Source organism: Hymenobacter negativus (assembly GCF_016056375.1).
Lineage (GTDB): Bacteria > Bacteroidota > Bacteroidia > Cytophagales > Hymenobacteraceae > Hymenobacter > Hymenobacter negativus_A.
Window position 1 is genome coordinate 81,411 of the sequence record NZ_JAEDAE010000002.1, and the last position, 26,197, is coordinate 107,607.

The 26,197-nt window shown below is 62.1% G+C and carries 25 protein-coding genes; 21 read left to right on the forward strand and 4 right to left on the reverse strand.

Features of this window, described 5'->3' with window-relative positions; genetic code table 11:
• Position 1 precedes the first annotated feature (1 nt).
• The 3 genes from I7X13_RS05185 to I7X13_RS05195 are packed head-to-tail and all read right to left on the reverse strand — an operon-like array spanning position 2 to position 1,844.
• Positions 2–727 carry a TIGR04283 family arsenosugar biosynthesis glycosyltransferase gene (locus I7X13_RS05185; protein ID WP_198074646.1) on the reverse strand — a complete coding sequence of 242 codons (726 nt, stop codon included), beginning with the start codon at positions 725–727 and terminating at the stop codon, positions 2–4.
• Positions 724–1,230 carry a hypothetical protein gene (locus tag I7X13_RS05190; RefSeq protein WP_198074647.1) on the reverse strand — a complete coding sequence of 169 codons (507 nt, stop codon included), beginning with the start codon at positions 1,228–1,230 and terminating at the stop codon, positions 724–726. The genes I7X13_RS05185 and I7X13_RS05190 overlap by 4 nt, the downstream gene beginning before the upstream one ends.
• The gene (locus tag I7X13_RS05195; RefSeq protein ID WP_198074648.1) at positions 1,224–1,844 is read right to left on the reverse strand and encodes a class I SAM-dependent methyltransferase; all 621 of its coding nucleotides are present in this window, start codon (positions 1,842–1,844) and stop codon (positions 1,224–1,226) included. The genes I7X13_RS05190 and I7X13_RS05195 overlap by 7 nt, the downstream gene beginning before the upstream one ends.
• Before the next feature lie 107 nt (positions 1,845–1,951).
• On the opposite strand from I7X13_RS05195, the gene I7X13_RS05200 reads away from it, so the two are divergent.
• The 17 genes from I7X13_RS05200 (at position 1,952) to kdpB (ending at position 20,525) form a co-directional block, all read left to right on the forward strand.
• Positions 1,952–3,007, forward strand: coding sequence for a hypothetical protein (locus I7X13_RS05200; RefSeq protein WP_198074649.1), 1,056 nt, complete (start codon positions 1,952–1,954; stop codon positions 3,005–3,007).
• 50 nt (positions 3,008–3,057) lie between these two features.
• The gene (locus I7X13_RS05205) at positions 3,058–3,795 is read left to right on the forward strand and encodes a hypothetical protein (RefSeq protein WP_198074650.1); all 738 of its coding nucleotides are present in this window, start codon (positions 3,058–3,060) and stop codon (positions 3,793–3,795) included.
• Positions 3,796–4,077: 282 nt separating this feature from the next.
• On the forward strand, positions 4,078–4,389 hold the full coding sequence (locus tag I7X13_RS05210) for a 2TM domain-containing protein (RefSeq protein WP_198067095.1): 312 nt from the start codon (positions 4,078–4,080) through the stop codon (positions 4,387–4,389).
• A 174-nt stretch (positions 4,390–4,563) separates the two neighbouring features.
• Complete coding sequence (locus tag I7X13_RS05215; protein ID WP_198067094.1) at positions 4,564–5,040, forward strand: ATP-dependent zinc protease family protein; 477 nt, start codon at positions 4,564–4,566, stop codon at positions 5,038–5,040.
• A 129-nt stretch (positions 5,041–5,169) separates the two neighbouring features.
• On the forward strand, positions 5,170–6,123 hold the full coding sequence (gene rimK, locus I7X13_RS05220; RefSeq protein ID WP_198074651.1) for a 30S ribosomal protein S6--L-glutamate ligase: 954 nt from the start codon (positions 5,170–5,172) through the stop codon (positions 6,121–6,123).
• Positions 6,124–6,270: 147 nt separating this feature from the next.
• Positions 6,271–7,233 (forward strand): succinylglutamate desuccinylase/aspartoacylase family protein, encoded by a 963-nt coding sequence (locus tag I7X13_RS05225; protein WP_198074652.1) that lies wholly within the window; start codon positions 6,271–6,273, stop codon positions 7,231–7,233.
• Between the two features lie 248 nt (positions 7,234–7,481).
• Positions 7,482–8,174, forward strand: coding sequence for an OmpH family outer membrane protein (locus I7X13_RS05230; protein WP_198074653.1), 693 nt, complete (start codon positions 7,482–7,484; stop codon positions 8,172–8,174).
• Between the two features lie 313 nt (positions 8,175–8,487).
• Positions 8,488–10,854 (forward strand): TonB-dependent receptor, encoded by a 2,367-nt coding sequence (locus I7X13_RS05235; protein WP_198074654.1) that lies wholly within the window; start codon positions 8,488–8,490, stop codon positions 10,852–10,854.
• Positions 10,855–10,866: 12 nt separating this feature from the next.
• Positions 10,867–11,841: a DUF4249 domain-containing protein gene (locus tag I7X13_RS05240; RefSeq protein ID WP_198074655.1), complete on the forward strand. Its 975-nt coding sequence runs from the start codon at positions 10,867–10,869 to the stop codon at positions 11,839–11,841.
• Positions 11,842–11,931: 90 nt separating this feature from the next.
• Positions 11,932–12,222, forward strand: coding sequence for a hypothetical protein (locus I7X13_RS05245; RefSeq protein ID WP_198067088.1), 291 nt, complete (start codon positions 11,932–11,934; stop codon positions 12,220–12,222).
• A gap of 204 nt (positions 12,223–12,426) precedes the next feature.
• Entirely contained in the window at positions 12,427–13,026 is a 600-nt protein-coding gene (locus I7X13_RS05250) for a hypothetical protein (RefSeq protein ID WP_198067087.1), read from the forward strand.
• 22 nt (positions 13,027–13,048) lie between these two features.
• Positions 13,049–13,426 (forward strand): cupin domain-containing protein, encoded by a 378-nt coding sequence (locus I7X13_RS05255; protein WP_198074656.1) that lies wholly within the window; start codon positions 13,049–13,051, stop codon positions 13,424–13,426.
• Between the two features lie 84 nt (positions 13,427–13,510).
• Positions 13,511–14,863 carry a sigma-54-dependent transcriptional regulator gene (locus tag I7X13_RS05260; protein ID WP_198074657.1) on the forward strand — a complete coding sequence of 451 codons (1,353 nt, stop codon included), beginning with the start codon at positions 13,511–13,513 and terminating at the stop codon, positions 14,861–14,863.
• 118 nt (positions 14,864–14,981) lie between these two features.
• Positions 14,982–16,115: a TlpA disulfide reductase family protein gene (locus I7X13_RS05265; RefSeq protein ID WP_198074658.1), complete on the forward strand. Its 1,134-nt coding sequence runs from the start codon at positions 14,982–14,984 to the stop codon at positions 16,113–16,115.
• Positions 16,116–16,359: 244 nt separating this feature from the next.
• Positions 16,360–16,533 (forward strand): K(+)-transporting ATPase subunit F, encoded by a 174-nt coding sequence (gene kdpF / locus I7X13_RS05270; protein WP_198067083.1) that lies wholly within the window; start codon positions 16,360–16,362, stop codon positions 16,531–16,533.
• Between the two features lie 118 nt (positions 16,534–16,651).
• Complete coding sequence (gene kdpA / locus I7X13_RS05275; protein ID WP_198074659.1) at positions 16,652–18,352, forward strand: potassium-transporting ATPase subunit KdpA; 1,701 nt, start codon at positions 16,652–16,654, stop codon at positions 18,350–18,352.
• A 127-nt stretch (positions 18,353–18,479) separates the two neighbouring features.
• The gene (gene kdpB, locus I7X13_RS05280; RefSeq protein ID WP_198074660.1) at positions 18,480–20,525 is read left to right on the forward strand and encodes a potassium-transporting ATPase subunit KdpB; all 2,046 of its coding nucleotides are present in this window, start codon (positions 18,480–18,482) and stop codon (positions 20,523–20,525) included.
• Here the strand turns inward: kdpB and I7X13_RS05285 are convergent.
• Positions 20,450–21,082: a hypothetical protein gene (locus I7X13_RS05285; protein ID WP_198074661.1), complete on the reverse strand. Its 633-nt coding sequence runs from the start codon at positions 21,080–21,082 to the stop codon at positions 20,450–20,452. The two genes, kdpB and I7X13_RS05285, sit on opposite strands and share 76 nt — an antisense overlap.
• A 28-nt stretch (positions 21,083–21,110) precedes the next feature.
• Here I7X13_RS05285 and kdpC point away from each other — a divergent pair, with 28 nt between their 5' ends.
• The 4 genes from kdpC (at position 21,111) to I7X13_RS05305 (ending at position 26,183) form a co-directional block, all read left to right on the forward strand.
• Positions 21,111–21,671, forward strand: coding sequence for a potassium-transporting ATPase subunit KdpC (kdpC, locus tag I7X13_RS05290; RefSeq protein ID WP_198074662.1), 561 nt, complete (start codon positions 21,111–21,113; stop codon positions 21,669–21,671).
• Between the two features lie 68 nt (positions 21,672–21,739).
• A complete protein-coding gene (locus I7X13_RS05295; protein WP_213019035.1) occupies positions 21,740–22,885 on the forward strand; it encodes a porin in 1,146 nt (381 codons plus the stop codon).
• A 187-nt stretch (positions 22,886–23,072) separates the two neighbouring features.
• Positions 23,073–24,233 carry a sensor protein KdpD gene (locus I7X13_RS05300; RefSeq protein WP_198074664.1) on the forward strand — a complete coding sequence of 387 codons (1,161 nt, stop codon included), beginning with the start codon at positions 23,073–23,075 and terminating at the stop codon, positions 24,231–24,233.
• Positions 24,234–24,386: 153 nt separating this feature from the next.
• A complete protein-coding gene (locus I7X13_RS05305) occupies positions 24,387–26,183 on the forward strand; it encodes a HAMP domain-containing sensor histidine kinase (protein WP_198074665.1) in 1,797 nt (598 codons plus the stop codon).
• Positions 26,184–26,197 lie beyond the last annotated feature (14 nt).

The following is a 26,197-nucleotide window of genomic DNA, read 5'->3' on the forward strand; positions in this document are numbered from 1 at the left end:
CTTAGCGCACCTGGCGTGGCCGGCGGCGCTGGAGCAGCCGCCGGTACACGCGCAACAGCGTGGGCTGTGGCGTCCCGGCCAGAAACAGCGTTTGCACCGCCAGGTGCGTAAGCTCGGTGCGCAACACACCATGGACCACGTATTTGCGGGCCGAGGTGACGACGCTTTGCGGCATCACCACGAAGCGGGCTTTGTGCTTGATTCGGATGGGCAGCTCGACATCTTCCATCAGCAGCATCTGTTCATTGAAGCCGCCTAGTTGGTCAAAAAGGGCTTTTTCGACAAACAAACTCTGGTCGCCGAACTGGAAGGCCGGGGCATTGAAGCGCGAGCACCAGCCACTGAACAGCAGCACCGGGTGGCGCACATCGAAGCGCAGACGGAAGCAGCCGCTGCGGTAGCCCCGCGCCCGGTAGTGCCGGATGAGCCGCCCAAACCCGGCCGGCGGCAGCGTATCAGCGTGCAGAAAGTAGAGGATGGCGCCGTGGGCCTGGCTGGCGCCGAAATTGAGCTGCGCGGCCCGGCCGGGCGTGGGGGCGGGCAGGGCGCGGGCGCCGTGCGCGGCGGCCAGCGCGAGGGTGTCGTCGGTGCTGCCGCCATCGCTCACCAGCACCTCGTAGGCAATGCCCGCGCCCACGGTGGCGTGCACGTGGGCCAGCGTGGCGGCAATGCTGTGCGCCTCATTCAGCGTAGGAATGATGACAGAGAGGAGGGGCGACGGGCTCATTTTACCCACACATCAGAAAGCAAAACCATGGCTACGAACACGGCCATGGCCAGCTTGTAGCGTTTCGAGAGGTGCCGCATGATGGGCTCGGTGGTGGTTTCGGCGACTGCGGCAGGCGTTTGTTTGGCCAGGCCGCCGAGGGCGGCGAACGCGCCCAGCGCCAGCAGGTAGAACAAGACATCGAGCGGGTCGAAGGTGCCATCGGTGAAATGCAGCAGCTGCACGGCTTCGATGCCCAGCGCCAGGGCCAGCGGCAGCAGCGTGAGCCGGCGGCTGGCCGAGAGCGTGCCAATCCAGAGGAAAGCAAACAGCCAGAGCGCGCCCGGCAGGTTGTAAACAAACCACGCCGCTTGCGGCAGGTGCAGCATGGGCGGCTTGGCGGGCCAGAAGGCCAGCAGCACCTGGTTCACGATGGTGTCCGGGGAGCGGAACACGGCGTAGATGGCGAAGCTGATGAGCAGCGGCAGCAGGCAGTAGAGCAGCGTTCGGCGCGTGGTTAGCATGGGGGCGAAAGGGGTTTTTGGATGTGCACAATGCGCCAGTAGCCGGCCCGCCCGTGGCGGATTTTTACCGTAGCATCGGGCGCTAGTAGCGGACTCAGCGGGAAGAACGACTTAAAGCCCAGGAGCTTGCCCGCCGGGGTGAGCAGACGGTCGAGCTGCCGTAGCGGGCCGCGCTCGGGAGTGAAATGGTTGAGCAAATAAATGTGCCCACCAGGCCGCAGCGACGCGTAATAGGCGTTGAGCAGTTGGCCAGGATTTTCTACTACTGACAGCGAATTGCAGAATACCACGTGCTCAAACCGGCCGGCTTCGTGCTGGAAATCCTCGCCGGCCGCGTGTTGCAAATCCACCTGTACTTCGGGGTGCTCGGCAGCTTTTTTGCGGGCCCGCTGTAGCATGGGCAACGAGCAGTCGATAGCCGTGACCTGCTTGCGCGGGTCATAATAGGCGAGCGAAATGCCGGTGCCCACGCCCACTTCCAGCACGTTGTCGCCGGCTTCGGCATTCACGGCGGCTACCAGCCGGCGCACCAGCGGCTGGTAAAACCAGAGCAAGGCCGCGTCGTAGATGCGCGCCAGAAAGAAATAGCGGAAATTACTCAGCTGCGTACTCATGGCGGCGCGTTGGGGCCGGAACGCCCGGCGATGTTACGGCCAAGTTACGGGCCGCTGCCCAAAGTGGTGGCCTTGGCGGTGAAGCATTTCCGCCTATCTTTAACTACATGTCCGTCTCCTCCGAAACTCCGCACGTTGGCCCGGCCCTGAAAGCCAGCCACCCCACGCCCGCCGTGCTGCCCGTCGCCCGCCGCCGACGGGGCGTCCGGGCGGGCCTCTACAACGTGAAAGGATTGATTAATATCATCCGGGGCGACATTATTCACAACACCATCGGGGCCTTCCACGTGCTGCGGCTCTGGCACGTGCAGAAGCTCGCCTCCGGCCTGGTGGGGCGGCAGCACGCCTGGGCCACCGGCCTCGACCCCGCCACCGGCCAGCCGGTATGGCCGCAAAACGTGGTGTTCCGGACCACACCCACGCCGGGCGTGGGCTACGAGCCCGACGAAACCATTCTATCCAAAGTGGGCGGCTTCTTATCCGATATGGTGAAGAAGTCGACCCCGGTGCCGGAAATCCCCCACGGCCCCGACCGCCGCATGCCCCACGTGGTGAACTACCTGCACGGCTCGGTGCACTTCAATGGCATGTGGCTGCTGTTTAATGATTTTGCCGAGGCCAAACACTTTTTCGCCGACGCCAGCTTCCGGCGCGAATTTGTGCGGCTGGTGCGGCGCGAGCGGCGCGAAGTGACGCTGGTTTTCCGCGAGCGCAAATATGACCCCGTGGAGTACGCCTATTTCTCGGGCTTCATCATGGCCAATTTCCCTTGGTTTGCCAATGTGAATGGGCCGGGCAAAAAGGTAATGTGGGGCAACCCCGCCCCCTACGCGGCCATGAACATCATCAACGGCAGCTGGGTGCGCGACGTGGACGCGTTGCGCCGGGGACGGCCCACGTTCCTGCGCCCGCCGCTGGTGGCCGGGCAGTATTTCGCGGCCAGCTATGGCCAGCCGGTGCCTGGTTCGCACTTCGTGGAGCGTTTGGTGGCTTTTGTAGAAAATGAGTGGGTGCGCCGTAGGGGCTTCAACGCCGGCCTGTTCTTTATCGACCGCAAGCAGATTGACCCCCGCATCTACGAGAAATACCAGGCCGATAAATCGTCGCTGAACGCCCGGCAGACGGCAGTGCCCAGCCCTTTTGCACCCCCGCCCGAGGCTTGAGCAAACGTGCGCAGGTGCTTAGCTTTGGTAAAAATCCTTTCCATTTACCGATGAAAGCATATTTATTCCTGGCAGCTGTGCTTGGGCTGGCTGCCACCGGCCGCGCCGACGCCCAGCAACCTGCACCCGTTCCGGCCGCGCCAGTAGCGGCTGCCGCCCCGGTAGCCGACGATTCGCTGGCTGCCGCCGTGGGCACCAACTACCTCGACCACACCATTCGCGGTTTTGGGAAGGCCGAGATTACGGGGCCCGATGGCAAGACGCACGTTGTGTGGATTCCGGTGAACCTGATGGGCTTCAGCAAATACCTGCCCTTCCACCGGCACGAAGAAGACCTGAAGCGGTTTGGCCGCGAGCCGTTCAGCATTGATGTGGACAAAGTGCAGTCCATCAAAGTCAATGGGTTATATCAGGAGCACATGGTGCTGAAAGGCAAGCGCAAGCACCTCATTGCCACGCGAGTGGTGAATGGCCCGGTGGAACTCTTCAACTACACCGAAGTCGTGAATACGGCCGCTGCCATGGCCCCGGTGGCGGGCATGGCGGGCGGCGCGCTGATGGGCGCCACCGGCCTGGGCGGCTTCCCCGAGCGGCAGTGGTTTTTGCGCCGCGCCGGCGAGGACCTGGTGAAGGTGGGCCGGGGCGATTTCGTGGCCCAGATGACGGCTTATTTTCACGACGACCCCGAACTGCTGTCGGTCCTCAATGCCGGCCAGCTGCACTACCGCGATATGGTGAAGCTGGTGCAGGGCTACAACGAGTACCGCACCCGGCCGGCAGCCAAATAGCTCGTCTGCAGGCTGGCGAACGGGGTGGCGCTGTGTAAGCGGGTGGGAAGGGGAGGAGAGGAATGACATGTGGAAGCGGTTGTAATGAAAGACAGATTGCTGCGATTCATTTCCGGCATCGCAACTGCGGCCGCTGCTGTGGAGGTAGCCGCCCGCAATTCAGCCCCCGCTTTCGACGCTTGGGAAGCCTTTTCCAACCGTTCGGCAACGGCGGTTTGTGGCCGAATCTGGCCGGTCGCTACCTTTAAATCATCAATTCCAACCAACCTCATCCCCAAGCTCATGGAACCCCTGCAACGCGACCCTTACCTGTGGCAAAAGGCCAAAGCCCGCGCCAAATTCCAATCGCACCTGGTGTCCTACCTGTCGGTGAACGGGATGCTGTGGGTTATCTGGGCGCTCACCGAGTCGCACCATTCGCGTCATTCCGAAATTCCCTGGCCGCTGTGGGTCACCGCTTTCTGGGGCATTGGGCTGATTGCGCGCGGCGTGGCAGCCTACGGCGGCTTCAGCTACGAGCAGCGCGCCCAGCGCGAGTACGAGCGCCTGACCCAAGAGCATGGCCGCCCCGACCCGCTGGACAAGTACCGCTAGGCCTAGGCAACACATACAGGACGTCATGTCGAGCGGCGTCGATGCATCGCTACTGCCGTAGTAATCCAATGTATTAGGTTTACTATTGCAGTAGCGATGCTTCGACGCCGCTCAGCATGACGTTTTTTAGGCCAGTACGCTACTGGCTTACTTATTTCGCCTGCCCCTCACCGCATGACCCGACCCGTTAAGCGCATCCTCGGCCGCCGCGAGCTGGTTGATTTTCCGGCCTTCGCCCTGGGCGGCATCGAGGCCAAGGTGGACACCGGCGCGTACACCAGCGCCATTCACTGCTCCAATATTCACATCGAAAACCCCGCCGGCCAGCAGCCCGTGCTCATGGTGAACCTGCTCGACCCCGGCCACGAAGGAGCCGACGGCCGCCCGCTGGTTTTCACGCAGTTCGCTCTGCGCGACATCCGCTCCAGCAACGGCGAAGTGCAGGAACGCTACGTCATCCGGGCGGTAGTGCAGCTCTACGGCGAAGCTTTTGAGGCCGATTTTTCGCTTTCTGACCGCTCCGACATGAAATATCCCGTATTGCTGGGGCGCAGCCTGTTGCGGCAAGGACGGTTTGTGGTAGATGTAGCCAAGCGCAACCTTTCGTACAAATTCCTGGCCCGCGCCACCGCCCGGCGCGCCCGTCCCTGACTAATTTTGTGGAGTAGTGGGTTGGTAGAATAGTGGATTGATGAGATGGCCGATTTTAGGTAGCCAAGCCTCAACCCCACTAATCCGCCAACCCACCACCCCGCCAATCCACCAACCCACCACTCCACGATGAAACTGGCCATTCTCTCGCGTGAGCCCAAATCCTACTCCACCCAGCGACTGGTGGAGGCTGCCGCCGCGCAGGGCCACGAAGCCGTGGTCATCGACCACTTGCACTGCAACCTGGTGCTCGAAAAAGGCCATCCCGGCATCATTTACAAGGGTGAGGCGCTGGAGGGATTCGATGCCATAATTCCGCGCATCGGTGCTTCGGTTACGTTCTACGGCACAGCCGTGGTGCGGCAGTTTGAGATGATGAAGGTGCGCACCGCCGTGGATAGCCAGGCCATTGTGCGCTCGCGCGACAAGCTCCGCTCGATGCAAATCCTGAGCCGTGCTGGCGTGGGCATGCCCAAAACCGCCTTCACTAACCACTCCGAAGACGTGCCCGCCATGATAAGCCAGGTGGGCGGTGCCCCGGTCATTATCAAGCTCCTCGAAGGCACCCAGGGCCTGGGCGTGGTGCTGGCCGAGTCGGCCAAAGCTGCGCAGTCGGTCATCGAGGCGTTTCACAACCTCAAGGCTCGCATCATCGTGCAGGAGTTCATCGCCGAAAGCAAGGGGGCCGACCTGCGCGCCTTCGTGGTGGACGGCGAAGTGGTGGGGGCCATGAAGCGCCAGGGCAAGGAGGGCGAGTTCCGCTCGAACCTGCACCGGGGTGGGTCGGGCACGCTCGTCAAGCTCAGCCGCGCCGAAAAGGCTGCTGCCTTATTGGCCACCAAAGCCCTTGGCCTGGGCATTGCCGGGGTGGACATGCTGCAAAGCAAGCGCGGCCCGCTGGTGCTCGAAGTCAATTCCTCGCCCGGGCTGGAAGGCATCGAAAAAGCTACCAAGCAGGACATTGCCGGCCGCATCATCGAGTACACGGCCAACCTTGCCGCGAAGAAAAAAGAGAAGCCCAAACCCAAAAAAGGCTCTGTGCGGGCAGTGGACGCACAATCGGACGTGCCCACGGGCAAGTAGGGGCGGGGAGGCGCAGGGAAAGAGCGGTAAGGAATGTCATGCAGAGCGCAGCGAAGCATCTTTACCTTAATGACTATTCAATTACTACTGCGGTAGAGATGCTTCGCTGCGCTCTGCATGACGTGTTTTTATTCTGCTTTCCTGCCTATGCCGCCCACTTCTCCCAATTCCATCAGCCTCAATGGCCTCACCATTCAGCCCGGCGAGCGGGTGCTCACGCGGCTGGTGATTTCGAAGCTGCCCTCGGGCACCGTGATTGACGTGCCGGTGCACGTGTTGCGGGCCGTGGCGCCCGGCCCCACGCTATTGCTCATGGGTGGCATGCACGGCGACGAAGTAAACGGCATCGAAACCATTCGGCGGCTGGTGCGGCGCGAGCTGCTTACGCCGCTGCGGGGCACGGTCATTGCCATTCCCATCCTCAACATTTACGGCTTCCTGAATTTCAGCCGCGATGTGCCCGATGGCAAGGACGTGAACCGCTCGTTTCCGGGCTTTCCGCGCGGGTCGCTGGCCGGGCGCGTGGCCCACCGATTCATGCGCGAAATCATGCCCCTGATTGATTACGGCATCGATTTCCACACGGGCGGCGCGGCGCGGTCCAATTTCCCGCAGGTGCGTGCCATGCTGGGCATCGACCCTGAGGTTGATGCCATGGCGGCGGCTTTTGGCGCGCCCTTCACGCTGCACGCAGGGCTGCGGGGCGGGTCGTTGCGCGAGGCAGCGCAGGAGCTGGGCAAGCGCATCATCGTGTACGAAACCGGCGAGAGCCTGCGCCTCGACGAGCCCGGCATTGAGGAAGCCGTAGCGGGCACGCTGCGCGTGCTGCACCACCTGGGTATGGGGCCCGAAGCGCCCGCGCCGGCCCGGCCGGGTATCATCTGCCGGCGGCACACGTGGCTGCGGGCGCGGTTTGCGGGCCTGTTCCGGGCGCACGTCGAGAACGGGCAGTTTATTGAGAAGGGCCAGATTTACGGCTCCATCGCCGACCCCTACGGCACGCAGTCGGTGCGCTTGGAATCGACCCTGAGCGGCTACGTGATAGGGTTGAACTACATGCCCGTGGTGAACCAGGGCGACGCTCTGCTGCACATTGCCGTGCCGACGTAGGGCATCTGTCATTGCGAGGCGCAGACGATGCAATCCGTCTTGTCAAAGCCAGACACCTTACTTCTACCAGAAAGCCCCGACACACATCAGTGTCGGGGCTTTTTACACTGAAAAAGGCTGGTCACATCTCGGAGCTCATCACATTGTACAGGACGGATTGCCGCGTTCCGCTGCGCTCCACTCGCAATGACAGGCTGCCCATCCCGCCCACTTCCCTACTTTTGTCCTTTCCTCATCATTCGTTTTCAATGAAAAACCCTCTTCAGCTTACCATTAACATCGTGCTGGCGCTGGCCGTGGCCGGTTTGTACTTCCTGCATTTCAACCACAAGCCCGTAGCGCCCTCCATTGCTACCGACAGCAGCACAGCCGTAATGGCTACCCCCGAACCTGCCGCCGACACGGCCGCTGCCGCTACCACCGAAAGCACCACCGAGCCTGCTGTGGCCACTGCTCCGGTACAGGACATGACCGGCGATTTTTCGGGCAAGCTGGCCTACGTGGAGTCGAACAAAATGCTGGACGGCTACCAAGGCATGAAGGACGCCCGCCGCGCTTTCGAGGGCAAGGCCCGGGGCTGGGAAAAGCAGAATCAGACCATGCTGGCCGGTTTTAAGGCCAACGTAGAAGCCTACCAGAAGCAGGCCGCGAGCCTCACCGCCGAGCAGCGTGCCGCCACCGAGCAAAAGCTCCAGGAGCAGCAGCAGCAGATAGCCCAGCAGCAGCAGATGCTGCAAGGGCAGGCCCAGCAGGAGGAAGCCAAGCTCACCCAAACCGTGCTCGAAAGCGTGAACAAGAAGTTGGAAGCCTACGGCAAAACCCATGGCTACAAGCTGATTCTCATCGCCGCACCCAGCGGCACCATCGCCTACGGTGAGAAAAACCTCGACATCACCACGCCCGTGCTGGCTTACCTGAACGCCGGCTACCGGAAGAAGTAAGTAGTTGCTATCTGCTGCTGCTCGCTGACGCTACTCTAACGTCATGCAGCGCGCAGCGAAGCATCTTTACCGCGCAACGCAATCCAATGAAATAGGATTAGCGGTGGCGGGCAAGATGCTTCGCTGCGCGCTGCATGACGTTCTTTTTTGTGCCTGTTTTTCTGCAAAAAATCCTGGTCACCCCAGGCAACCCTGGCGGCTTAATTTTGCTCTTCACCAAACCCTCACCTTCGCCAATAAAAACGCTTGGCTGCCGTTTGGGCAGCGCTTCGGCCTGACAAGGCCGGTTCCTTACCACCTTTTTTCTGCTTTTATGAATCTACTTTTCCGCCTGGCTGCCGTGGGTAGCGTGGCGTTGCTGGGGGCCGCTACCGCCCACGCGCAACAAAACAACCGGTTCACCATCAGCGGCTACGTGCGCGATGGGGCCACTGGTGAAAGCCTGCCCGGCGTGGCCGTGGTGCACCCGGCCAGCGGCCAGGGCACTACTACTAACACTTTCGGCTTTTACTCCCTCACGCTGGCCGCCAGCCCCGATTCGGTGCGGCTGCTGGTGTCGGCGCTGGGCTACGAGAAGCTGCGGCTGGCCCGCAAAGCCGACCATAGCTTCACCCATGATTTCCGCCTGAAACCGTCCTCGGCCGAACTGGCGGGCGTGGAAGTGGTAGGCAGCAGGGAGGAGAAAATTGCTGAAAGCACGCGCATGGGCACCATCAACATTCCGGTGAACCAGATAAAGCTGCTGCCCGCGCTGTTTGGCGAAACCGATGTGCTGAAGGTGCTGCAGCTGCTGCCCGGCGTGCAGGCCGGCGGCGAGGGCAGCAGTGGCCTCTACGTGCGCGGCGGCTCGCCCGACCAGAACCTGCTGCTGCTCGACGGCACGCCCATCTACAACGCCTCGCACCTGTTCGGCTTCTTCTCGATTTTCAACGCCGACGCCATCAAAAACGTGGAGATGATTAAGGGCGGGTTTCCGGCGCGCTACGGCGGGCGGCTGTCGTCGGTGGTGGATATCACAATGAAGGAGGGCAACATGGAGAAGCTGCACGGCGAGGGCGCCATCGGCCTCATTGCCTCGCGCTTCACGCTGGAAGGGCCCATCAAGAAGGACACGGCTTCGTTCATTTTCTCGGCCCGCCGCACCTACATCGACATCCTGGCCCGGCCGCTCATAAAGGCCAACGCCGACGGGCTGGTGGCCGGCTACTACTTCTACGACCTCAATGGCAAGCTGAACTGGAAACTGAGCTCCCGCGACCGCCTCTACCTGTGTGGCTACCTGGGCTACGACGAGTTTTACGCCAACGACGAGGGCAAGCGCGACAACGGCGACTACAACCGCCAGAACAGCGCCTTGGGCTGGGGCAACCGCATTGCGGCGCTGCGCTGGAACCACATCGTGAACGACCGGCTGTTTATGAATACCCACCTCACCTACACGCGCTACCAGTTCGATGTGGGTACGGCGCAGGAGGACCGGTACACGGACAGCAACGGCCGCGTCAATATCAATAAATACGCGCTGAACTACCTGTCTAATATTCAGGACATCAGCGTGAAATCGGATTTCGACTACGTGCCCAACCCCAACCACTATGTGCGCTTCGGGGGGCAGTACATCCGGCACCAGTTCCGGCCCGGCGCCCTGCAAACCGAGGGCAGCACCGACCCTGCCGAGAACAAGGCCACCGGCCGCAAAATCGGGGCCAACGAGGCCAGCCTTTACGCCGAAGACGACGTGAAGCTGACCGACCGCCTGAAGGTGAACGTGGGCCTGCGCGTGAACAGCTTTCTGGTGGATAAAAAGCTGTATCCCAGCGTGGAGCCGCGCGTGTCAGGCCGCTTTCTGCTCACGGAGAACTGGGCGCTGAAAGCCGCCTATGCCCGCACCACGCAGTACGTGCACCTGCTCACCAACAGCGGCATTGGCTTGCCCACCGACCTGTGGGTGCCCGCTACGGCCAGCACCCTGCCCCAGAAAGCGCAGCAGTTCAGCCTAGGCGCGGCTCGCAGCCTGCGCTTTCACGACGAAGACTTTGAGTTCAGCGTGGAAACCTACTACAAGCCCATGCAGAACCTAATTGAGTTTCGGGAAGGGGCTGATTTTGTGGGGACTACTGACGATAATTACGAAAGCAAAATCACCAGCGGGCAGGGCTGGGCCTACGGGGCCGAGCTGTTTCTGCAAAAGAAAACCGGCAAAACCACCGGCTGGATTGGTTACACCCTGGCCTGGAGCAACCGCCGCTTCCCGGAGCTGAACCAGGGCCAGCTCTACCCCTACAAGTACGACCGGCGTCATGATTTCAAGCTGGTTGTCATTCACGAATTCAGCCCTACGCTCACGCTCTCGGGCACGTTTGTGTATGGCTCGGGCAATGCCGTGACGCTCTCGCAGGGCCGCTATTCGCTGGGGCCGTACAGTTCGACGATTGAGGACTACGGCACGCGCAACAGCTACCGCATGGCCGCCTACCACCGCCTCGACCTCGACCTGAGCCACACCAAAAAGAAGCGCTGGGGCGAAGTGGTGAACAGTTTCAGCGTGTACAACGCCTACAACCGGCACAATCCCTACTTCATCTACCTGGGGCGCGGGCAGGGCAGCGACCAGCTCAGCTACCGGCAGGTGTCCTTGTTCCCCATCCTGCCGTCGTTCAGCAAAACGTTCCGGTTTTAACGCCTTCTACCGATGAAAAAGAACCTGTTCCGGACTGTACTCCTCGCCACTGCTGCTCTGGCTGGCTGCGAAACCGCCACCGACCTGCCCGAGCCGCCCCACACGCCCCGCGTGGCCCTGCTGCACATCCTAACCACCGCACCGCTGGACTCGTCCTTCTACGAGCTATTTCAGCAGCGCCGGCTTTATGTCAGCAACAGCCAGCGCGTGTTCGACACCAACTACCTGACTGGCCGCCAAGATGCCACCGCAGAGCTGCGCGATGCCGCCGGCAACGTAGTGGAGCGCTACCGCGCCGCCAATGGCACCCAATATGGCAACTATACCGGCTACTACCTGCCCGTGCTGGGCTTCCGGCCGCAGCCCGGCCAGCAGTACACGCTGCGCGCCAGCCTGCCCGGCCTCGAAACCGCCGAGAGCACCCTTACCATGCCCGCCGCGCCCGTGGTGGAAAGCGGCAGCTACGTGCCCCGCACCGTGCCCGGCACCAACGGCTCGGGCCAGTATTCGGGCCGCCTGAGCCTGGCCCTGCGCGACGACCCCAACGCCACCAACTACTATCTGGCCTTCGCCCGCGTGCTCGACCGGCAGGGGCAGTCCCTCAACGGCGGCAGCCTGCAGGTGGACTACGACAGCCAGAACAGCGCTGTGAGCATCGGCCAGTTTCAGCTGTCCAGCCCCAGCCAAGGCTACAGCGTCTATCCTTTTGCCGATACCAACGTGAACGGCCAACGCATTGCCTTGGCTTCGGATGTGGAGTTTTACAGCTATTGTTCCCAGCCCGGCTGCCCGCAGCCAGGCTTCATCGAAGTCACGGTGAGCAGCATCACCAAGGACGCTTACGACTTCTACCTCTCGCGCCGCCGCTACTACGATTCAGACGGCAACCCCTTCGCCGAGCCCGCCCCGCTGGCCTCCAACGTGCGCCCCGGCTACGGCCTGTTCGGCGGTGCGGCCGATGCCACCTACCGCATTCCACTTCCCTAGCCGAACCATTAAACCTTGCGGTTGCGTTTACGTCTAAAAGCCATAAATTGTCCTTCCATCATTAATCAGCGCGCTTCGGCGCGAATTCTTATGCGGACTAAATCAGTGTTTTTTGCCCTGGGGCTGTTCCTGATGCTGCTGGGCAGCCAGGCGGCCAGCGCCCAGGTTCGAGTCAACGTCGGCATCGGTTATCCGCCGCCCCGGGCCTACTACGGCCCGCGCTACTACTATCCGCCGCAGCCGGCCGTGGTGTATGCCCCGCCGCCCCCCGTGGTTATTGCTCCCGCGCCGTACTACTACGCGCCGCGCCCCGTGTACTACGCGCCCCGTCCTTACGGCTACCGGGGCCGCGGCTGGGGCCACGGTGGCCGCCGTTGGTAGGCAACGTTTCGGCTGAAAGCTCAAACGATATCAATGATAAAAAGCCCGACTGCGGAAACGCGGCCGGGCTTTTTGCTGCCACGCATGGCGGTGGCATCTACTTTGGGCAAGGGCTTGAGCAGCAGTAGTGCCCGAGGCGTGAGAAATGCCGGTTCAGCAAATTTGCTTAATCTTACGGCCCGAACTGCTGTCATCCCGTTTTCTATGAAATCCTCGATTCTGACCTTGGGCGTGGTCCTGCTGCTGGCCGGCTGCAACCAGACGCCGCCCGCCACTTCCACGCCCACCACCACGGCCGACACCGCGCCCGTCACGCCGGTAGCCGTCGACTCGGCCAATGCAGCCACCACCACGGCCCCCGATGCGGCCGCTACCGCTTCCACGCCCGCGGCCGCGCCGGTGCTCAAAGATGCCGAAACCATGAAGGTGTCGTTCAGCTTCAAGCCCACCGATAACCCCGACAATCCCAAACACCCGCGCATACTGGCCCACCTGCTGGTGCAGGGCAGCCAGCCGCTCGACATCGACCTGGGAAAATTCCCGAACCAACCCGATATGGTAACCGGCGACAAAGCCAAGACCGCCAATTTCCCTGACGGCATGCTGATGGGCTTCCGCAGCTACGACGCGGCCTCCGGCATCAGCCAGGACCTGGCCGTGCTGCACCCCGATGCCCGCCACCTGCGCGTGGTGCAGCGCCGCGTGGACGAAACCAACCCCGAAGCCGCCAAATTCGAAACCTCGCGCGAGGTGCCGTTGCCCGCCAACACGCTGGTCGTAGCCGCGCCGGCGGCAAAAAAATAGTTGGAAATGCGTAGGTTAGGGCATGGAAAATACCTCCCTCCTCGGCCCGATGAAGGGCGCCACGCACCGTGAAGTCGGCGGCGTACTCGTTGATGTAGTGCCCACCGGCAACGCCCGCGTCAAGCGCATTGTGTACCCGGTGGGCTTTCGCTGGTCCAAGAACCTGAAGGACATCGTGGGCACGCCGTTGTGTATGCACGCGCACGTTGGGTTTTTGGCCAGCGGCCAGATAAATATCCAGTACGCCGACGGCGCGATGGAAAAGTTCGTGGCCCCGCAGGCCGTGGCCATCGCGCCCGGCCACGACGGTTGGGTGGTGGGCAACGAGCCGGCCATTTTGATTGAGTTTGACTTCGAAGGCGAAACCGTGGAACGCATGGGCCTGGCCAGCCGGCACTAGCCGCCCGGCCGAATCGGGAGGGGGCAACGTCCGGCCGGCGTAGCTTTGGCGGGCTTTTGCGCCCACGCTTTTACGCCCCCGCCCATGCCCACCGGCACCATTCTGCTCATCGACGACGAAGCCATGCTGCGCCAGGCCGTGGCCCGCACCCTGGAGCTGGAAGGCTACACCGTGCGCCAGGCCCCCGACGCCATGCGCGGCCTCGAAGCCCTGCGCGAGCACGCCGAAGAAGTCCTCGTGGTGCTGAGCGACGTGAAGCTGCCCGACGGCCGCGGCCTCGACCTGCTGCCCCGCTACAAAGCCCTGGCGCCCCTGGCCGAAGTGGTGCTGATGACGGCCTACGGCACCATCCCGGACGGCGTGCGCGCCATGAAGGAGGGCGCGTTCGACTACCTCACCAAAGGCGATTCCGACGACCAACTCATCGTGGTGGTGGACCGCGCCGCCGAGAAAGCCCGCCTGCAGCGCCGCGTGGCCGATTTGGAGAAGAAAGTAGGCGCCCAGTACAGCTTCGAGTCGATGATTGGCCACGCGCCGGCTCTGGAGCAGGCCAAGCGCCTGGCCCAGCGCGCCGCGCCCACCGACAGCACCGTGCTGCTGGAAGGGCCCACCGGCGCGGGCAAGGAGCTGTTTGCCCAGGCTATCCATCAGGCCAGCGCGCGCCGCAGCAAGCCTTTCGTGGCCGTGAACTGCTCGGCGTTTCCGAAGGATTTACTGGAATCGGAGTTGTTCGGGTATAAAAAAGGGGCCTTCACCGGGGCGCTGGCCGACAAAAAAGGCTTGCTGGAAGAAGCCAATGGCGGCACCATTTTTCTGGATGAGATTGGGGAACTGGAACTGAACGTGCAGGCCAAGTTTCTGCGAGTGCTGGAGACGCGGCAGTTTACCAAGCTGGGCGACACCCGGCCCACCAGCGTGGACGTGCGCATCGTGGCTGCCACCAACCGCAACCTGCGCCAGGAAGCCGAGGCGGGCCATTTCCGCCCCGACTTGTACTACCGCTTGGCTGTGTTTACGGTGCCCGTGCCGGGCCTGAACGAGCGCCGCGCCGACGTGCTCGAACTGGCCAATTACTTCCTGCAGTTCTTCGCCGCCAAGCTGCGCCGCCGCCTGCGCGGCCTTGAGCCCGAAGCCCTGGAGCAGCTCGTGCGCCACGACTGGCGCGGCAATGTGCGCGAGCTCAAAAACGTGCTGGAGCGCGCCGCCATCCTAGCCGAGGGCGACATGCTAACCGTGGACGACCTGCCGCCCGAGTTCCACTACATCCTGCCCGCTCCGGGTCTCGACGAGGCCACCGACCGCACCCTGCGCACCATGGAAAAGCGCCAGATTCGGCAGGTGCTGCTCGACACCGGCGGCAACAAGATGGAAGCCGCCCGCCAGCTCGGCATTGGCACCAAAACGCTCTATCGCAAGATTCAGGAGTACGGACTGTAGGTATTCAGCCCATTCTGCTATACTGCCCGGAGGAGGTTGAGCGTTAAGGGATAATTGCGGGCGCTATATTCGGCGGTCTGTTTACTCAGCGGTTCTTCCACCAACAATTTCCACATCCATGAAAAAGCACCTACTCGCAACCTTGCTTGCCCTACCAAGCTTGGCGCAGGCACAAACGCCCTTTACCTGCACGGTGAAAGGCCAACTAGGTAAGTCGATAACGGCCCCGGCCAAAATTTACCTGTCGCGTGGGTTTGAGATAATCGATTCGGCGGCTGTGAAAAACGGCGTTTTTGAGCTGAAAGGCAAAGGAGAAATTCCGGTCATCGGCGACCTGATATTGCGGCGCAACGGCCGTCTGGGCCGCCTGGACGGGCCCATGGGCGACCGGACCCGCATCTACATCGAGCCAGGTATCGTCACGATTACTAGTCCCGACTCGCTGGCCCACGCCGTTGCCAAAGGCGGCCCCAATACGAATGATTACGTGCGTCAAGGCGTTTTGCTAGAGCCGATTCTTGCCCGGATGCGGGCAGTAGGGAACGAGGAGCGGAAACTGACCGAAGCTCAGCGCCAGGCCCCCGAATTTCGGGCGCAGCAGCAGGCCCGCTACCAAGCCCTGAACGCGGAAATGGTGCAGGCCAATTATGCTTTTATTAAAGCCAACCCCAACTCTTACGCGAGCCTCGATGCTTTGGTAGGCATGCGCGGCTGGGACACGCCCCAGTACGCCACTGTTGGCCCGCTGTACGAGTCGATGAGCCCGGCGCTGAAAGCCACGCCGCAGGGCCGCGACTACGGCCGCATGGTGCAGGCCCTGAAGGATGTTGGCATCGGCCAGCCGGCCCCGGCTATCAGCGAGCGAACTCCCGATGGAAAAACGGTGAGCTTATCTGACTATCGGGGCAAATACGTGTTGGTCGACTTCTGGGCCAGCTGGTGCGGGCCATGCCGCGCCGAAAGCCCGGCCATGGCCAAGGTATACAACGAGTATAAAAGCCGCAACTTCGCTATTCTGGGCGTGTCGCTCGACACTGAGAGGAGCCGGGATAAATGGGTGAAAGCCATTGCCGACGACCAGTTGGCCTGGACGCAGGTATCGGAGCTAAAGGGGTTTGACGGGGCTGCCGCCCAGCGCTACGGCGTGCGCGGCATCCCGCAGAACTTCCTGATTGGCCCCGATGGCAAAATTGTGTCCGTGAACCTACACGGCGCCGAGCTGGGCAACACGCTGGCCAAGCTCATAAAATAGCCTGCCGCCGCCGGCCCCCGAGCCACTGCTGAAACTTAGGAAACCGGGTTATTCTGACCACCTCACCGGGTCAGAATGACCCGGTTTCTGGCGTTTGGAGCGTTGGTGAAGCGGTGAGTTGAAAATATTATTTTCTGATTGACAATGAGTTGAATGAAAATAATGGCTTGCGAAAGAGTTCGGACCTGCTTTGGTAATGGGCTGTGCAACCAATCATTCAACCTCAGTATGGCTCCTCTGCTGCTTGTCCCGATTCTGTCCGCCGTCGGCCTCGGCTGTTTTTGGCTCTTCTACAAATCGGTGGACTTTTTCGACCACATCTAACCCCGCCAGCGCCATGATGCTCGCCCTGCTTTTCCTCTCCGTCGCCACGTTCGCCTACCTGTGCTACGTGCTGCTGAAACCGGAGAAATTTTAAGTGAGGGACTTGGGAGCTTGGGGACTTAGGGTCTTGGATTTTCAACGAAAGCTGCTTCCAAACCCTGCTCCCTGAGCCTCCAAAAAACCAAGTCCCCAAGCCCCAAGTCCCTACAGTAATGAACAAAGAACTTCTCGGCCTCCTCGTCGTCTTCGGCAGTACCATGCTGCTGGCGCTGCCGCTGGGCCGCCACCTGGCCACCGTGTACCGGGGCGACAAGAGCTGGACCGATTTCCTGGCCCCGCTGGAGCGCCTGCTCTTCCGCGCCGGCGGCATCGACGCCAACCGCGGTATGACCTGGCAGCAGCACCTGGTGGCGCTGCTTACTATCAACCTAGCCTGGTTTGTCTGGGCAATGGTGGTGTTTTGCCTGCAAGGCAGCCTGCCGCTCAACCCCGACCACAACCCTAGCATGACGCCCGACCAGGCCTTCAACACGGCCATCTCGTTCCTGGTGAACTGCAACCTGCAGCACTACTCGGGCGAGTCGGGCGCGACGTACTTCTCGCAGCTGTTCGCCATCACCTTCCTGCAATTCGTGACGGCCGCCACCGGCATGGCCGCCTGCGTGGTCGTGTTCAACGCCCTCAAAGAAGGCACCACCGAGAAGCTGGGCAACTTCTACAATTACTTTGTGAAGAGCATCACCCGCGTGCTGCTACCCATTGCCACCGTGGTGGCGCTGGTGCTGGTGTTTCAGGGCACGCCCATGAACTGGAGCGGCAAGGCCAGCCTCGTGACCGTGCAGGGCGACTCCGTGAGCGTGAGCCGCGGGCCGGCCGCCGCCATGATTGCCATCAAGGAGCTGGGCACCAACGGGGGCGGCTTCTTCGGGGCCAACTCGGCCCACCCGCTCGAAAACCCCACCTACCTGACCAACGCGGTGGAAAACTTCGCGCTGGTGCTCATTCCGCTGGCCATGGTGTTTGCCTTTGGCTACTACCTGAAGCGGCCCCGCCTATCCTATATGGTGCTGGGCGTGATGACGGTAGGCTTCATGATGCTGCTGGCGCCCACGGTGTATTACGAGATGCACGGCAACCCTGCCATCGCCCAGATGGGCGCTGACCAGCGCCTGGGCGCGATGGAAGGCAAGGAAGTGCGCTTCGGCGCGGCGGCCTCGGCCTACTGGGGCATCACCAACACCATCATTTCCTGCGGCTCGGTGAACTCCATGCACGACTCGCACATGCCCATCTCGTGCATGGCCGAAATGCTGGGCATGATGACCAACGCCTTCTACGGCGGCGTGGGCGTGGGCTTCCTCAACTTCTTCGTGTTCGTCATCATCGCCGTGTTCATTTCAGGGCTGATGGTGGGACGCACCCCTGAGCTGCTGGGCAAGAAGATTGAGGCGCGGGAGATGAAAATTGCCATCATCGTGGCCCTGCTGCACCCGCTGCTCATCCTGGCCGGCACCGCCATGTCGGCCCACCTCTACGCCGGCAACCCCACCGAATACGCCGGCTGGCTGGCCAACCCCGGCTACCACGGCTTCTCCGAAATGTTGTATGAGTTCACGTCCTCGGCCGCCAACAACGGCTCGGGCTTCGAGGGCCTCGGCGACAACACGCCCTGGTGGAACATCTCGACGGGCATCGTGATGATACTGGCCCGCTACCTGCCCATCATCGGGCCGGTGGCCATAGCGGGGCTGCTGGCCCGCAAGAAGTTCATCCCCGAAAGCGCCGGCACCCTGCGCGTGGACACCGCCACCTTCGGCGTGATGGTCTTCTTCGTGATTTGGATTATCGCCGCGCTGGCCTTCTTCCCGGCTCTGGCGCTGGGCCCGCTGGCTGAGCATTTCACGCTGTACTAAAACTCAATCATCTGTCATCCTGAGCGCAGCGAAGGACCTTATCAAGGCTGCCTTTAGCAGAATTACTAACTATTGCGGCGCGGACGTGATAAGGTCCTTCGCTGCGCTCAGGATGACAAATCAAGCAATGGCAACCCAATCTCAATCCCTCTTCCAACCCGCGCTGGTCCGCGAAGCCGTCGGCCAAGCCTTCGTCAAGCTCGACCCGCGCACGATGTTCCGCAACCCGGTGATGTTCACCGTGGAAATCGGCACGGTGGTGATGTTCTTCGTCACCCTCGGGCTGCTGTTCAAGCCCGACGCGGCGCAGGGCAGCTTCGGCTACAACTGCACCGTGTTTGTGGTGCTGTTCCTGACCCTGCTCTTCGCCAACTTCGCCGAGGCCATTGCCGAAGCACGCGGCAAGGCCCAGGCCGATTCACTGCGCAAAACCCGGCAGGACACGCCCGCCAACGTGCGCCTCGACAACGGCCAGCTGCAGCAGGTGAGCTCGGCTCAGCTTCAAAAAGGCCAAATTTTCGTGGTCGAAGCCGGGGAAATTATTCCTACGGATGGCGAGATTATCGAAGGCTTAGCCACGATTGATGAGTCGGCCATTACCGGCGAGTCGGCGCCCGTCATTCGGGAAGCGGGCGGCGATAAATCGTCCGTCACAGGCGGCACGAAGGTGCTGAGTGACCGCATCGTGGTGCAGGTGACCACCGCGCCGGGCGAGTCGTTTCTCGACAAGATGATTGCGCTGGTGGAAGGCGCTTCGCGGCAGAAAACGCCCAACGAAATTGCCCTCACCATCCTGCTGGCGGGCTTCACGCTGGTGTTCGTGATTGTGTGCGTGACCTTGCAGCCCTTCGCCGAATACTCGAAAACGCCCATTGCGGTGGCCTCGTTTATCGCGCTGTTCGTGTGCTTGATTCCGACTACCATCGGCGGGCTGCTCTCGGCCATCGGCATCGCGGGCATGGACCGGGCGCTGCGGGCCAACGTCATCACCAAGAGCGGCAAAGCCGTGGAAACGGCCGGCGATGTGGACGTGCTGCTGCTCGACAAAACCGGCACCATTACCATCGGTAACCGCAAGGCCACGCACTTCTGGCCCGCGCCGGGCGTGCCCATGCCACAGTTCGTGGAGGCCGCCACCATCAGCTCGCTCACCGATGAAACGCCCGAGGGCAAAAGCATCGTGGAGCTGGCGCGCGACAACAAGGTGGACCCCGCGCAGCTGCAAAGCCGCCTGGCTGGGGCCGAGCTTATCAAGTTCACGGCCGAAACCCGCAGCAGCGGCGTGACGCTGGACAACGGCACCCGCCTGCGCAAAGGCGCGGCCGACGCCATGCGCCGCCTGGCCGAAGCCGCCGGCCAAACCTACCCCGGCGAAGTGGCCGAGCGCGTGCAAACCGTGGCTAAGAACGGCGGCACCCCGCTGGTGCTGAGCGAAAACGACCGGGTGTTGGGCGTGGTCGAGTTGCAGGATATCATCAAGCCCGGCATCCAGGAGCGGTTTGCGCGCCTGCGGGCCATGGGCATCAAAACGGTGATGGTGACCGGTGACAACCTGCTCACCGCGAAGTTCATTGCCGAAAAAGCCGGCGTCGACGACTTCATTGCCGAAGCCAAGCCGGAGGACAAGATGCAGTACATCCGGGCCGAGCAGCAGCAGGGCAAGCTGGTGGCCATGATGGGCGACGGCACCAACGACGCCCCCGCCCTGGCCCAGGCCGACGTGGGCGTGGCCATGAACTCGGGCACCCAGGCCGCCAAGGAAGCCGGCAACATGGTCGACCTCGACAACGACCCCACCAAGCTCATTGAGGTGGTGGAAATCGGCAAGCAGCTGCTGATGACGCGCGGCACGCTCACCACGTTCAGCATCGCCAACGACGTGGCCAAGTACTTCGCCATCGTGCCGGCCCTGTTCATGGTGGCCATCCCGGCCTTGGGCGCGCTCAACATCATGGGGCTGAAGTCGCCGCAGTCGGCAATTCTCTCGGCCGTGATTTTCAACGCCATCATCATCCCGGCCCTGGTGCCGCTGGCGCTGAAAGGTGTGGCCTACAAACCGGTGGGCGCCTCGGCCCTGTTGCGCCGCAACCTGCTGATTTATGGGTTGGGCGGGGTGGTGGTGCCCTTTATCGGGATTAAGATTCTTGACTTGCTGGTGGGAATGTTCTTGTAGAAAACCTCGGTAAATCGAAAATCCCGCGCAATGACGTAGCCGTCGCCGATGAGTAGCAGGTGGTAGGATGAAGCAACTGGCGTGTCTTCATTGAGGCCGCCGATGCAATAAGTTGAAGCCCCATATTCAGCACAAGCAGCGATAACAGCTTTTGCAATCGTCACCGGGGCGCTTTCCAACAACATCCCAGACCCGTCAGCCAAGTTCTTGCGAAGCAGATTTTCACCGCCTTTTTCTTTCCCAAATAACACGCAACGCCAGTCACGCCATCCCTGGAATCCAGCTTGGATTTGTTCTCGAATCCTGAAAAAAAGCGCCTCCGAGTCTTGTGCCTTTGAATTGATATACACAGTAGCGCTGCGACTATTGTAACACAGAAGCAATGGATGCTCTGAGTAAAGGGCAAACTCCCCTCGCACGCCTGGCCTAAGCCGTGCTTCGGCTTTCTCCAAATATTCGACGCGGTAATGCCGCCCAAGTATCGTGAGCACCGCAAACGTGGTTTGCGCCACCATCACGGTAACCTCTTGATTATTCGGAATCGGGCTTTCGAGCATAAACCAAAATTACATCTGTAAAAGACCCATGAAAACCCAACTCTTTCCCGCCCTGCGCCTCACCCTCGTCATGCTGGTGCTGTGCTGCGGCCTATACCCGGCCCTCATCACTGCCGCCGCGCAACTGGCGCCCGGCCACGGCGAGGGCGTTCAAATCTCGAAAAACGGCCGCGTAGTGGGCTTCGCCAACGTGGGTCAGAAGTTCGACAAGCCCGAGTATTTCAATTCGCGTCCCTCGGCCGCCGACTACCACGCCGATGCCAGTTCCGGCTCGAACAAAGGCCCGACCAACCCCGAATACTTGGCCACCGTCAAGGCCCGCCTGGATACTTTTTTGCTGCAAAACCCCGGCGTGCGCGCTGCCGACGTGCCGGCCGAGCTGATTACGGCCAGCGGCTCGGGCCTCGACCCGCACCTCTCACCGGCCGGGGCACTGGTGCAGGTGCCCCGCGTGGCCGCCGCCCGCAAGCTCGACGTGGCCCGCGTGACGGCGCTAGTGCGCGAGCACACCCAACCCAACCCCATCGGCCCCGACCGCGTGAACGTGCTGAAGCTGAACCTAGCGCTGGACGCACTGGCCGGCAAGTAATGGCCGAGGTTAACCCCGCGATATAGTGCGCGTACCGCCTTGGCGGACGCAATTCTTCTCCTATTCTTTTGGCCGAGCTTAGAGCCGGCCAGCCTTCCATGAAAAACCTGCTGATTCCGGCGCTTGTGGCTTTGAGCACGAGCGCCGCCCTGGCCCAAACGGCCCCCGTTTCCCCCGACCCGGCCCTAGTGGTGCCTGCCCCCGCGCCTGCCCCCATTACTACCTACGGCTTCGTGGATGCCTACTACGGCTACGATTTCAACCACGCCAACGGCAACAACCGGCAGGCCTTCCTCTACTCGCACGGCCGCCAGAACGAATTCACCATCAACCAGGCCCTCATCGGCCTGCGCTACGACGACGGCAAGGTGCGCGGCGCCCTGGGCCTGCACGCCGGCACCTACGTGAGCGCCAACTACGCGGCCGAAGACCCCGTGCTCAAGCACGTGTACGAAGCTTACGCGGGCTTCCGGCCCTTCGCCAAAGCCTGGCTGGACATGGGCATTTTCGGCTCGCACATCGGTTTCGAGTCGGCCATTTCGAAAGACAACTGGACGCTGACGCGGTCCGTGATGGCCGAGAATTCGCCCTACTACGAAAGCGGCGCGCGCTTCACCTACGAGGTGAGTCCCAAGCTGACCCTGACTGGGCTGGTGCTGAACGGCTGGCAAAACATCCGCGAAACCAACCAGGCCAAAGCCCTCGGTACCCAGATTCAGTGGAAGCCCTCGGATAAAATCCTTATCAACAGCAGCACCTTCTACGGCAACGAGCAACCCCAGGACTCACTCATTCGCCGCCGCTTCTTCCACGACTTCTACCTTACCTATGCCGCTTCCGAGCACACCAGCCTAGCGGTAGTGTTCGACGTGGGCAAGCAGCGCGGCGTGGGCCGCGAGAAGTACGATACCTGGCACACGGGGGCAGTTTTCATCAAGCAGAAGATGGCAGATAAGCTCTCGGCCACGCTGCGTGGCGAGTACTATTACGCCGAGCGGGGCATCATCATCCGCAGCATCATGCCCCGGGCGCTGGACCAGGATTTCCGGGTAGCCGGCGGCTCGCTCAACCTCGACTATGCTCCGGCCGCCAACGTGCTGTTTCGGGTAGAGGGGCGGTATTTGAACGGGATGCGGGGCGTGTTTGCCCGCGCCGATAACGCCGACAACCGCAGCTACGGCAACGTGACGACGAGCCTGGCGCTGTCGTTTTAATCTCCTGTCATTGCGAGGCCGCAGGCCGTGGCAATCCGTCCTCTCAATGTGACAAGCCCTGAATTGTGATGAAGCCTTTGAAAGCACGCTCGATAAAACTTATCACATTGTTAGGTTAGTCGCTAACTAAGAACAGGACGGATTGCTTCGCTGCGCTCGCAATGACAAACCCCAAACCATGAACCCCATGCAGCCCGACCCCCGCGACCAATCCGCCGAGCGGTTCCTGCGTCTGGTGCAGGCCAAGCGGCGCGGCACGCTCAAGGTGTACCTGGGGCTGGCCGCGGGCGTGGGCAAAACCTTCCGCCTGCTACAGGAAGCTCACGAGCTGCGCCAGCACGGCGTGGACGTGCTGCTCGGCTACATCGAAACCCACGGCCGCCCCGGTACGGTGGCTGAGGTGCAGGACCTGCCGCTGCTGCCGCGCAAGCAGCTATTCTACAAAGGGCGGGCGCTGGAGGAGATGGATTTGGACGGCATCGTGCAACGCCGCCCGCAAGTCGTTGTTGTGGATGAGCTGGCGCATAGCAACGTGCCTGGCTCGCGCCACGAAAAGCGCTGGCAGGATGTAGAATACCTCGTGGCGCAGGGCATTTCGGTGATTACGGCCGTAAATGTGCAGCACCTCGAAAGCCTGCACGACCAGGTGCTGCGCATTACGGGCACCGACGTGACCGAGCGCATCCCCGACCAGCTCCTCAAGCAGGCCGACGAGGTGGTGAACGTGGACCTGACCGTGGGCGAGTTGCGCACCCGCCTGGAGGAAGGCAAAATTTACGACCCCGCCAAGGTGCCCACCGCGCTGGCTAACTTCTTCCAGGCCGAAAACCTGCTGCAGCTGCGGCGGCTGGCGGTGCGCGAAGTGGCCCAGTTGCTGAGCCGCCAAGTGGAATCCGACGCCGGTGGCGCGCCCGCCGTGGCCGCGCCGCGCCGCAACGACGACCGCCTGCTGGCTTGCATCAATTCAAACAGCCAGGCTGCCAAAGAAATAATCCGCAAGACCTCGCGGCTGGCCGACCGGTTTTCGGCCGCTGCCTGGTACGTGCTCTACGTGCAAACCGGCCGCGAAACGGCCGACCGCATTGGTCTGGCCACCCAGCGCCACTTGCTCAACAACCTGCAGCTGGCCACCCAGCTAGGTGCTCAGATTCTGCGGGTGAAGGACGACGACGTGGTGGGTACCATTAGTCGGGTGGCACAGGAGAAAAACGCCACGCTGCTGGTCTGCGGCATCACCCGCGAAAAGGGGCTGTGGGAGCAGCTGAGCCGCCGCGGCGTGACGGCGGATTTGCTCCGCGCGGTGGCCGATGACGGGCGGGACGTGGACGTGTATTTGGTGACGTATTGAGCCGCGATGAATAAAATCAGAACGTCATGCCGAGCGCAGCCGAGGCATCTCGCGTGCGCAACGCATCCAATCGGCCCAACGATTTTAATTACTGCCGCACGCGAGATGCCTCGGCTGCGCTCGGCATGACGCCCTTCTAGACCGTTCAACTCCATGAACCTCAAAACCAAAATCACCACCGGTTTCCTGGCCATGCTGCTGCTGGTGCTCAGCATCGGGGGCTACGCATACTACTCGTTGCGCCAGCTCGACCGCAGCTCGCGCGATGTGCTCAAGGCCAACCTCTACTCGATAGAGCTGGGCCAGCGCATGCTCAAAAGCCTCGACCAGCTAGCCCGAAAGCCGCTGGCCGACACGGCCGGCACGGCGGCCTTCGTGGCGGCTCTGCAAGAGGAATCCCGCAACGTGACCGAACCCGGCGAGCAGCAGGTGGTGAGCGACTTGCAGCGACTGACGCAGCAACTGCAGCAGCACCAGCGGCAGGCGCAGGGCGCCACCAAGGCAGGGCAGGCCAGCCAGTTGGGCATCGAGGCTGAACCGTACCAGTTGGGTGGCCTCACTTACCAGATGATGGCGCTGAATACCGATGCCCTGAACCGCAAAACCGAAGCCGCCAACCTGCGCGCCGACCAAGCCAACCGCAACCTGCTGCTCTTCGCCACGCTGGCCGTGCTGTTGGGCCTGGCTTTGGTAGGCAGCGTGCCCGAAGCCGCGGTGCAGCCCCTGCGCAAGCTCACCGCCGCCCTCGACCACGCTACCGAGCGCAATTTCTCGGCCAGCATCCCGCAGGAAAGCCACGACGAATTCGGCCAGGTGGCCCGGGCCTTCAACCGCATGCTGGGCCAGCTGCGCGAGTACCGCACTTCCACCGCTGCCGAGCTTATCACGGAGCGCAACCGCGCCGCCAGCATCGTGAACACGTTGGACGAGGGCCTGCTGCTGCTCGATGAAAACCGCACCATTCTGCTGGCCAACCCCGTGCTGTGCGAGCTGCTGGGCATGCCCCCCGAAAAGCTGCTGGGCCGCCCCGCCGCCACCGTGCGCCTCGAAAATGACTTGTTCCAGGCCATGCTTCGGCCGCTGGACGCGCCCAACCGCGAAGCCGCTGTGGCAGAAGCGCCGCTGCTGCACATCAGTCAGCGCGGCGAGGAAGCCTTTTATCAGTTAGCCGTGCAGGACCTGGTGTCCTTCAACGAAGCCACTGAGAAGACCGAGTTCGTGGGCCACATCCTCACGCTGCGCAACGTGTCCGATTTCAAGAAGCTTGACCAGGTAAAGTCGAACTTCCTAGCCACCGTGAGCCACGAGTTAAAAACGCCGCTTTCCAGTATCAATCTCAACACCAGGCTGCTGCAGGATGAGCGCCTGCCCGCCGATGAGCGCCAGCGCATCACCGGCTACATTCGCCACGAAACCCAGCGCCTGCAGCGTATGGTAGCTGAATTACTCGACGTGTCGCGCCTCGATGCGGGCGCGGGCATTCAGCTCGATGTGCAGCCCACCAACCTGGCCGATGTGGTGAGTTTCGCTACCACCACCGTGCAGCCGCAGCTGCACGACAAGCAACTGCGGCTGGAATTCCATCAGCCCCCGCGCCTGCCTGAAGTGCGGGCTGATGTGGAAAAAACCACCTGGGTACTCATCAATTTGCTGGCCAATGCCATCCGCTACTCGCCGGTGGGGGCGGCCCTCACGGTGCGGGTGGCAGTGGCCGGCGCCTTCGTGCGGGTGAGCGTGCAGGACCACGGCCCCGGCATCGCGCCCGAGCACCACGACCGCATCTTCCAGCGTTTCGCCCAGCTGCCCGATAAGACCGGCTACCGCGGCGGCTCGGGCCTGGGCCTGAGCATTGCACGCGAATTTATTGCCACGCAGGGCGGCCGGCTGTGGGTAGAAAGCGAGCTGGGCAGCGGCAGCACTTTCAGCTTCACGCTGCCGGTGGTGGCTTGAAAGTAGTGCATAGC

Excerpts from the sequence above, each read along its gene's own strand:
- I7X13_RS05235 (WP_198074654.1), top strand. The coding sequence starts at position 8,488 with ATGAATCTACTTTTCCGCCTGGCTGCCGTGGGTAGCGTGGCGTTGCTG.
- kdpB (WP_198074660.1), top strand. The coding sequence starts at position 18,480 with ATGGCAACCCAATCTCAATCCCTCTTCCAACCCGCGCTGGTCCGCGAA.
- rimK (WP_198074651.1), top strand. The coding sequence starts at position 5,170 with ATGAAACTGGCCATTCTCTCGCGTGAGCCCAAATCCTACTCCACCCAG.
- I7X13_RS05250 (WP_198067087.1), top strand. The coding sequence starts at position 12,427 with ATGAAATCCTCGATTCTGACCTTGGGCGTGGTCCTGCTGCTGGCCGGC.
- I7X13_RS05260 (WP_198074657.1), top strand. The coding sequence starts at position 13,511 with ATGCCCACCGGCACCATTCTGCTCATCGACGACGAAGCCATGCTGCGC.
- I7X13_RS05225 (WP_198074652.1), top strand. The coding sequence starts at position 6,271 with ATGCCGCCCACTTCTCCCAATTCCATCAGCCTCAATGGCCTCACCATT.
- I7X13_RS05215 (WP_198067094.1), top strand. The coding sequence starts at position 4,564 with ATGACCCGACCCGTTAAGCGCATCCTCGGCCGCCGCGAGCTGGTTGAT.
- I7X13_RS05240 (WP_198074655.1), top strand. The coding sequence starts at position 10,867 with ATGAAAAAGAACCTGTTCCGGACTGTACTCCTCGCCACTGCTGCTCTG.
- I7X13_RS05300 (WP_198074664.1), top strand. The coding sequence starts at position 23,073 with ATGCAGCCCGACCCCCGCGACCAATCCGCCGAGCGGTTCCTGCGTCTG.
- I7X13_RS05210 (WP_198067095.1), top strand. The coding sequence starts at position 4,078 with ATGGAACCCCTGCAACGCGACCCTTACCTGTGGCAAAAGGCCAAAGCC.
- I7X13_RS05230 (WP_198074653.1), top strand. The coding sequence starts at position 7,482 with ATGAAAAACCCTCTTCAGCTTACCATTAACATCGTGCTGGCGCTGGCC.
- I7X13_RS05190 (WP_198074647.1), bottom strand. The coding sequence starts at position 1,230 with ATGCTAACCACGCGCCGAACGCTGCTCTACTGCCTGCTGCCGCTGCTC.
- I7X13_RS05285 (WP_198074661.1), bottom strand. The coding sequence starts at position 21,082 with ATGCTCGAAAGCCCGATTCCGAATAATCAAGAGGTTACCGTGATGGTG.
- I7X13_RS05245 (WP_198067088.1), top strand. The coding sequence starts at position 11,932 with ATGCGGACTAAATCAGTGTTTTTTGCCCTGGGGCTGTTCCTGATGCTG.
- kdpC (WP_198074662.1), top strand. The coding sequence starts at position 21,111 with ATGAAAACCCAACTCTTTCCCGCCCTGCGCCTCACCCTCGTCATGCTG.
- I7X13_RS05195 (WP_198074648.1), bottom strand. The coding sequence starts at position 1,844 with ATGAGTACGCAGCTGAGTAATTTCCGCTATTTCTTTCTGGCGCGCATC.
- I7X13_RS05265 (WP_198074658.1), top strand. The coding sequence starts at position 14,982 with ATGAAAAAGCACCTACTCGCAACCTTGCTTGCCCTACCAAGCTTGGCG.
- I7X13_RS05305 (WP_198074665.1), top strand. The coding sequence starts at position 24,387 with ATGAACCTCAAAACCAAAATCACCACCGGTTTCCTGGCCATGCTGCTG.
- I7X13_RS05200 (WP_198074649.1), top strand. The coding sequence starts at position 1,952 with ATGTCCGTCTCCTCCGAAACTCCGCACGTTGGCCCGGCCCTGAAAGCC.
- kdpA (WP_198074659.1), top strand. The coding sequence starts at position 16,652 with ATGAACAAAGAACTTCTCGGCCTCCTCGTCGTCTTCGGCAGTACCATG.
- I7X13_RS05205 (WP_198074650.1), top strand. The coding sequence starts at position 3,058 with ATGAAAGCATATTTATTCCTGGCAGCTGTGCTTGGGCTGGCTGCCACC.
- I7X13_RS05255 (WP_198074656.1), top strand. The coding sequence starts at position 13,049 with ATGGAAAATACCTCCCTCCTCGGCCCGATGAAGGGCGCCACGCACCGT.
- I7X13_RS05185 (WP_198074646.1), bottom strand. The coding sequence starts at position 727 with ATGAGCCCGTCGCCCCTCCTCTCTGTCATCATTCCTACGCTGAATGAG.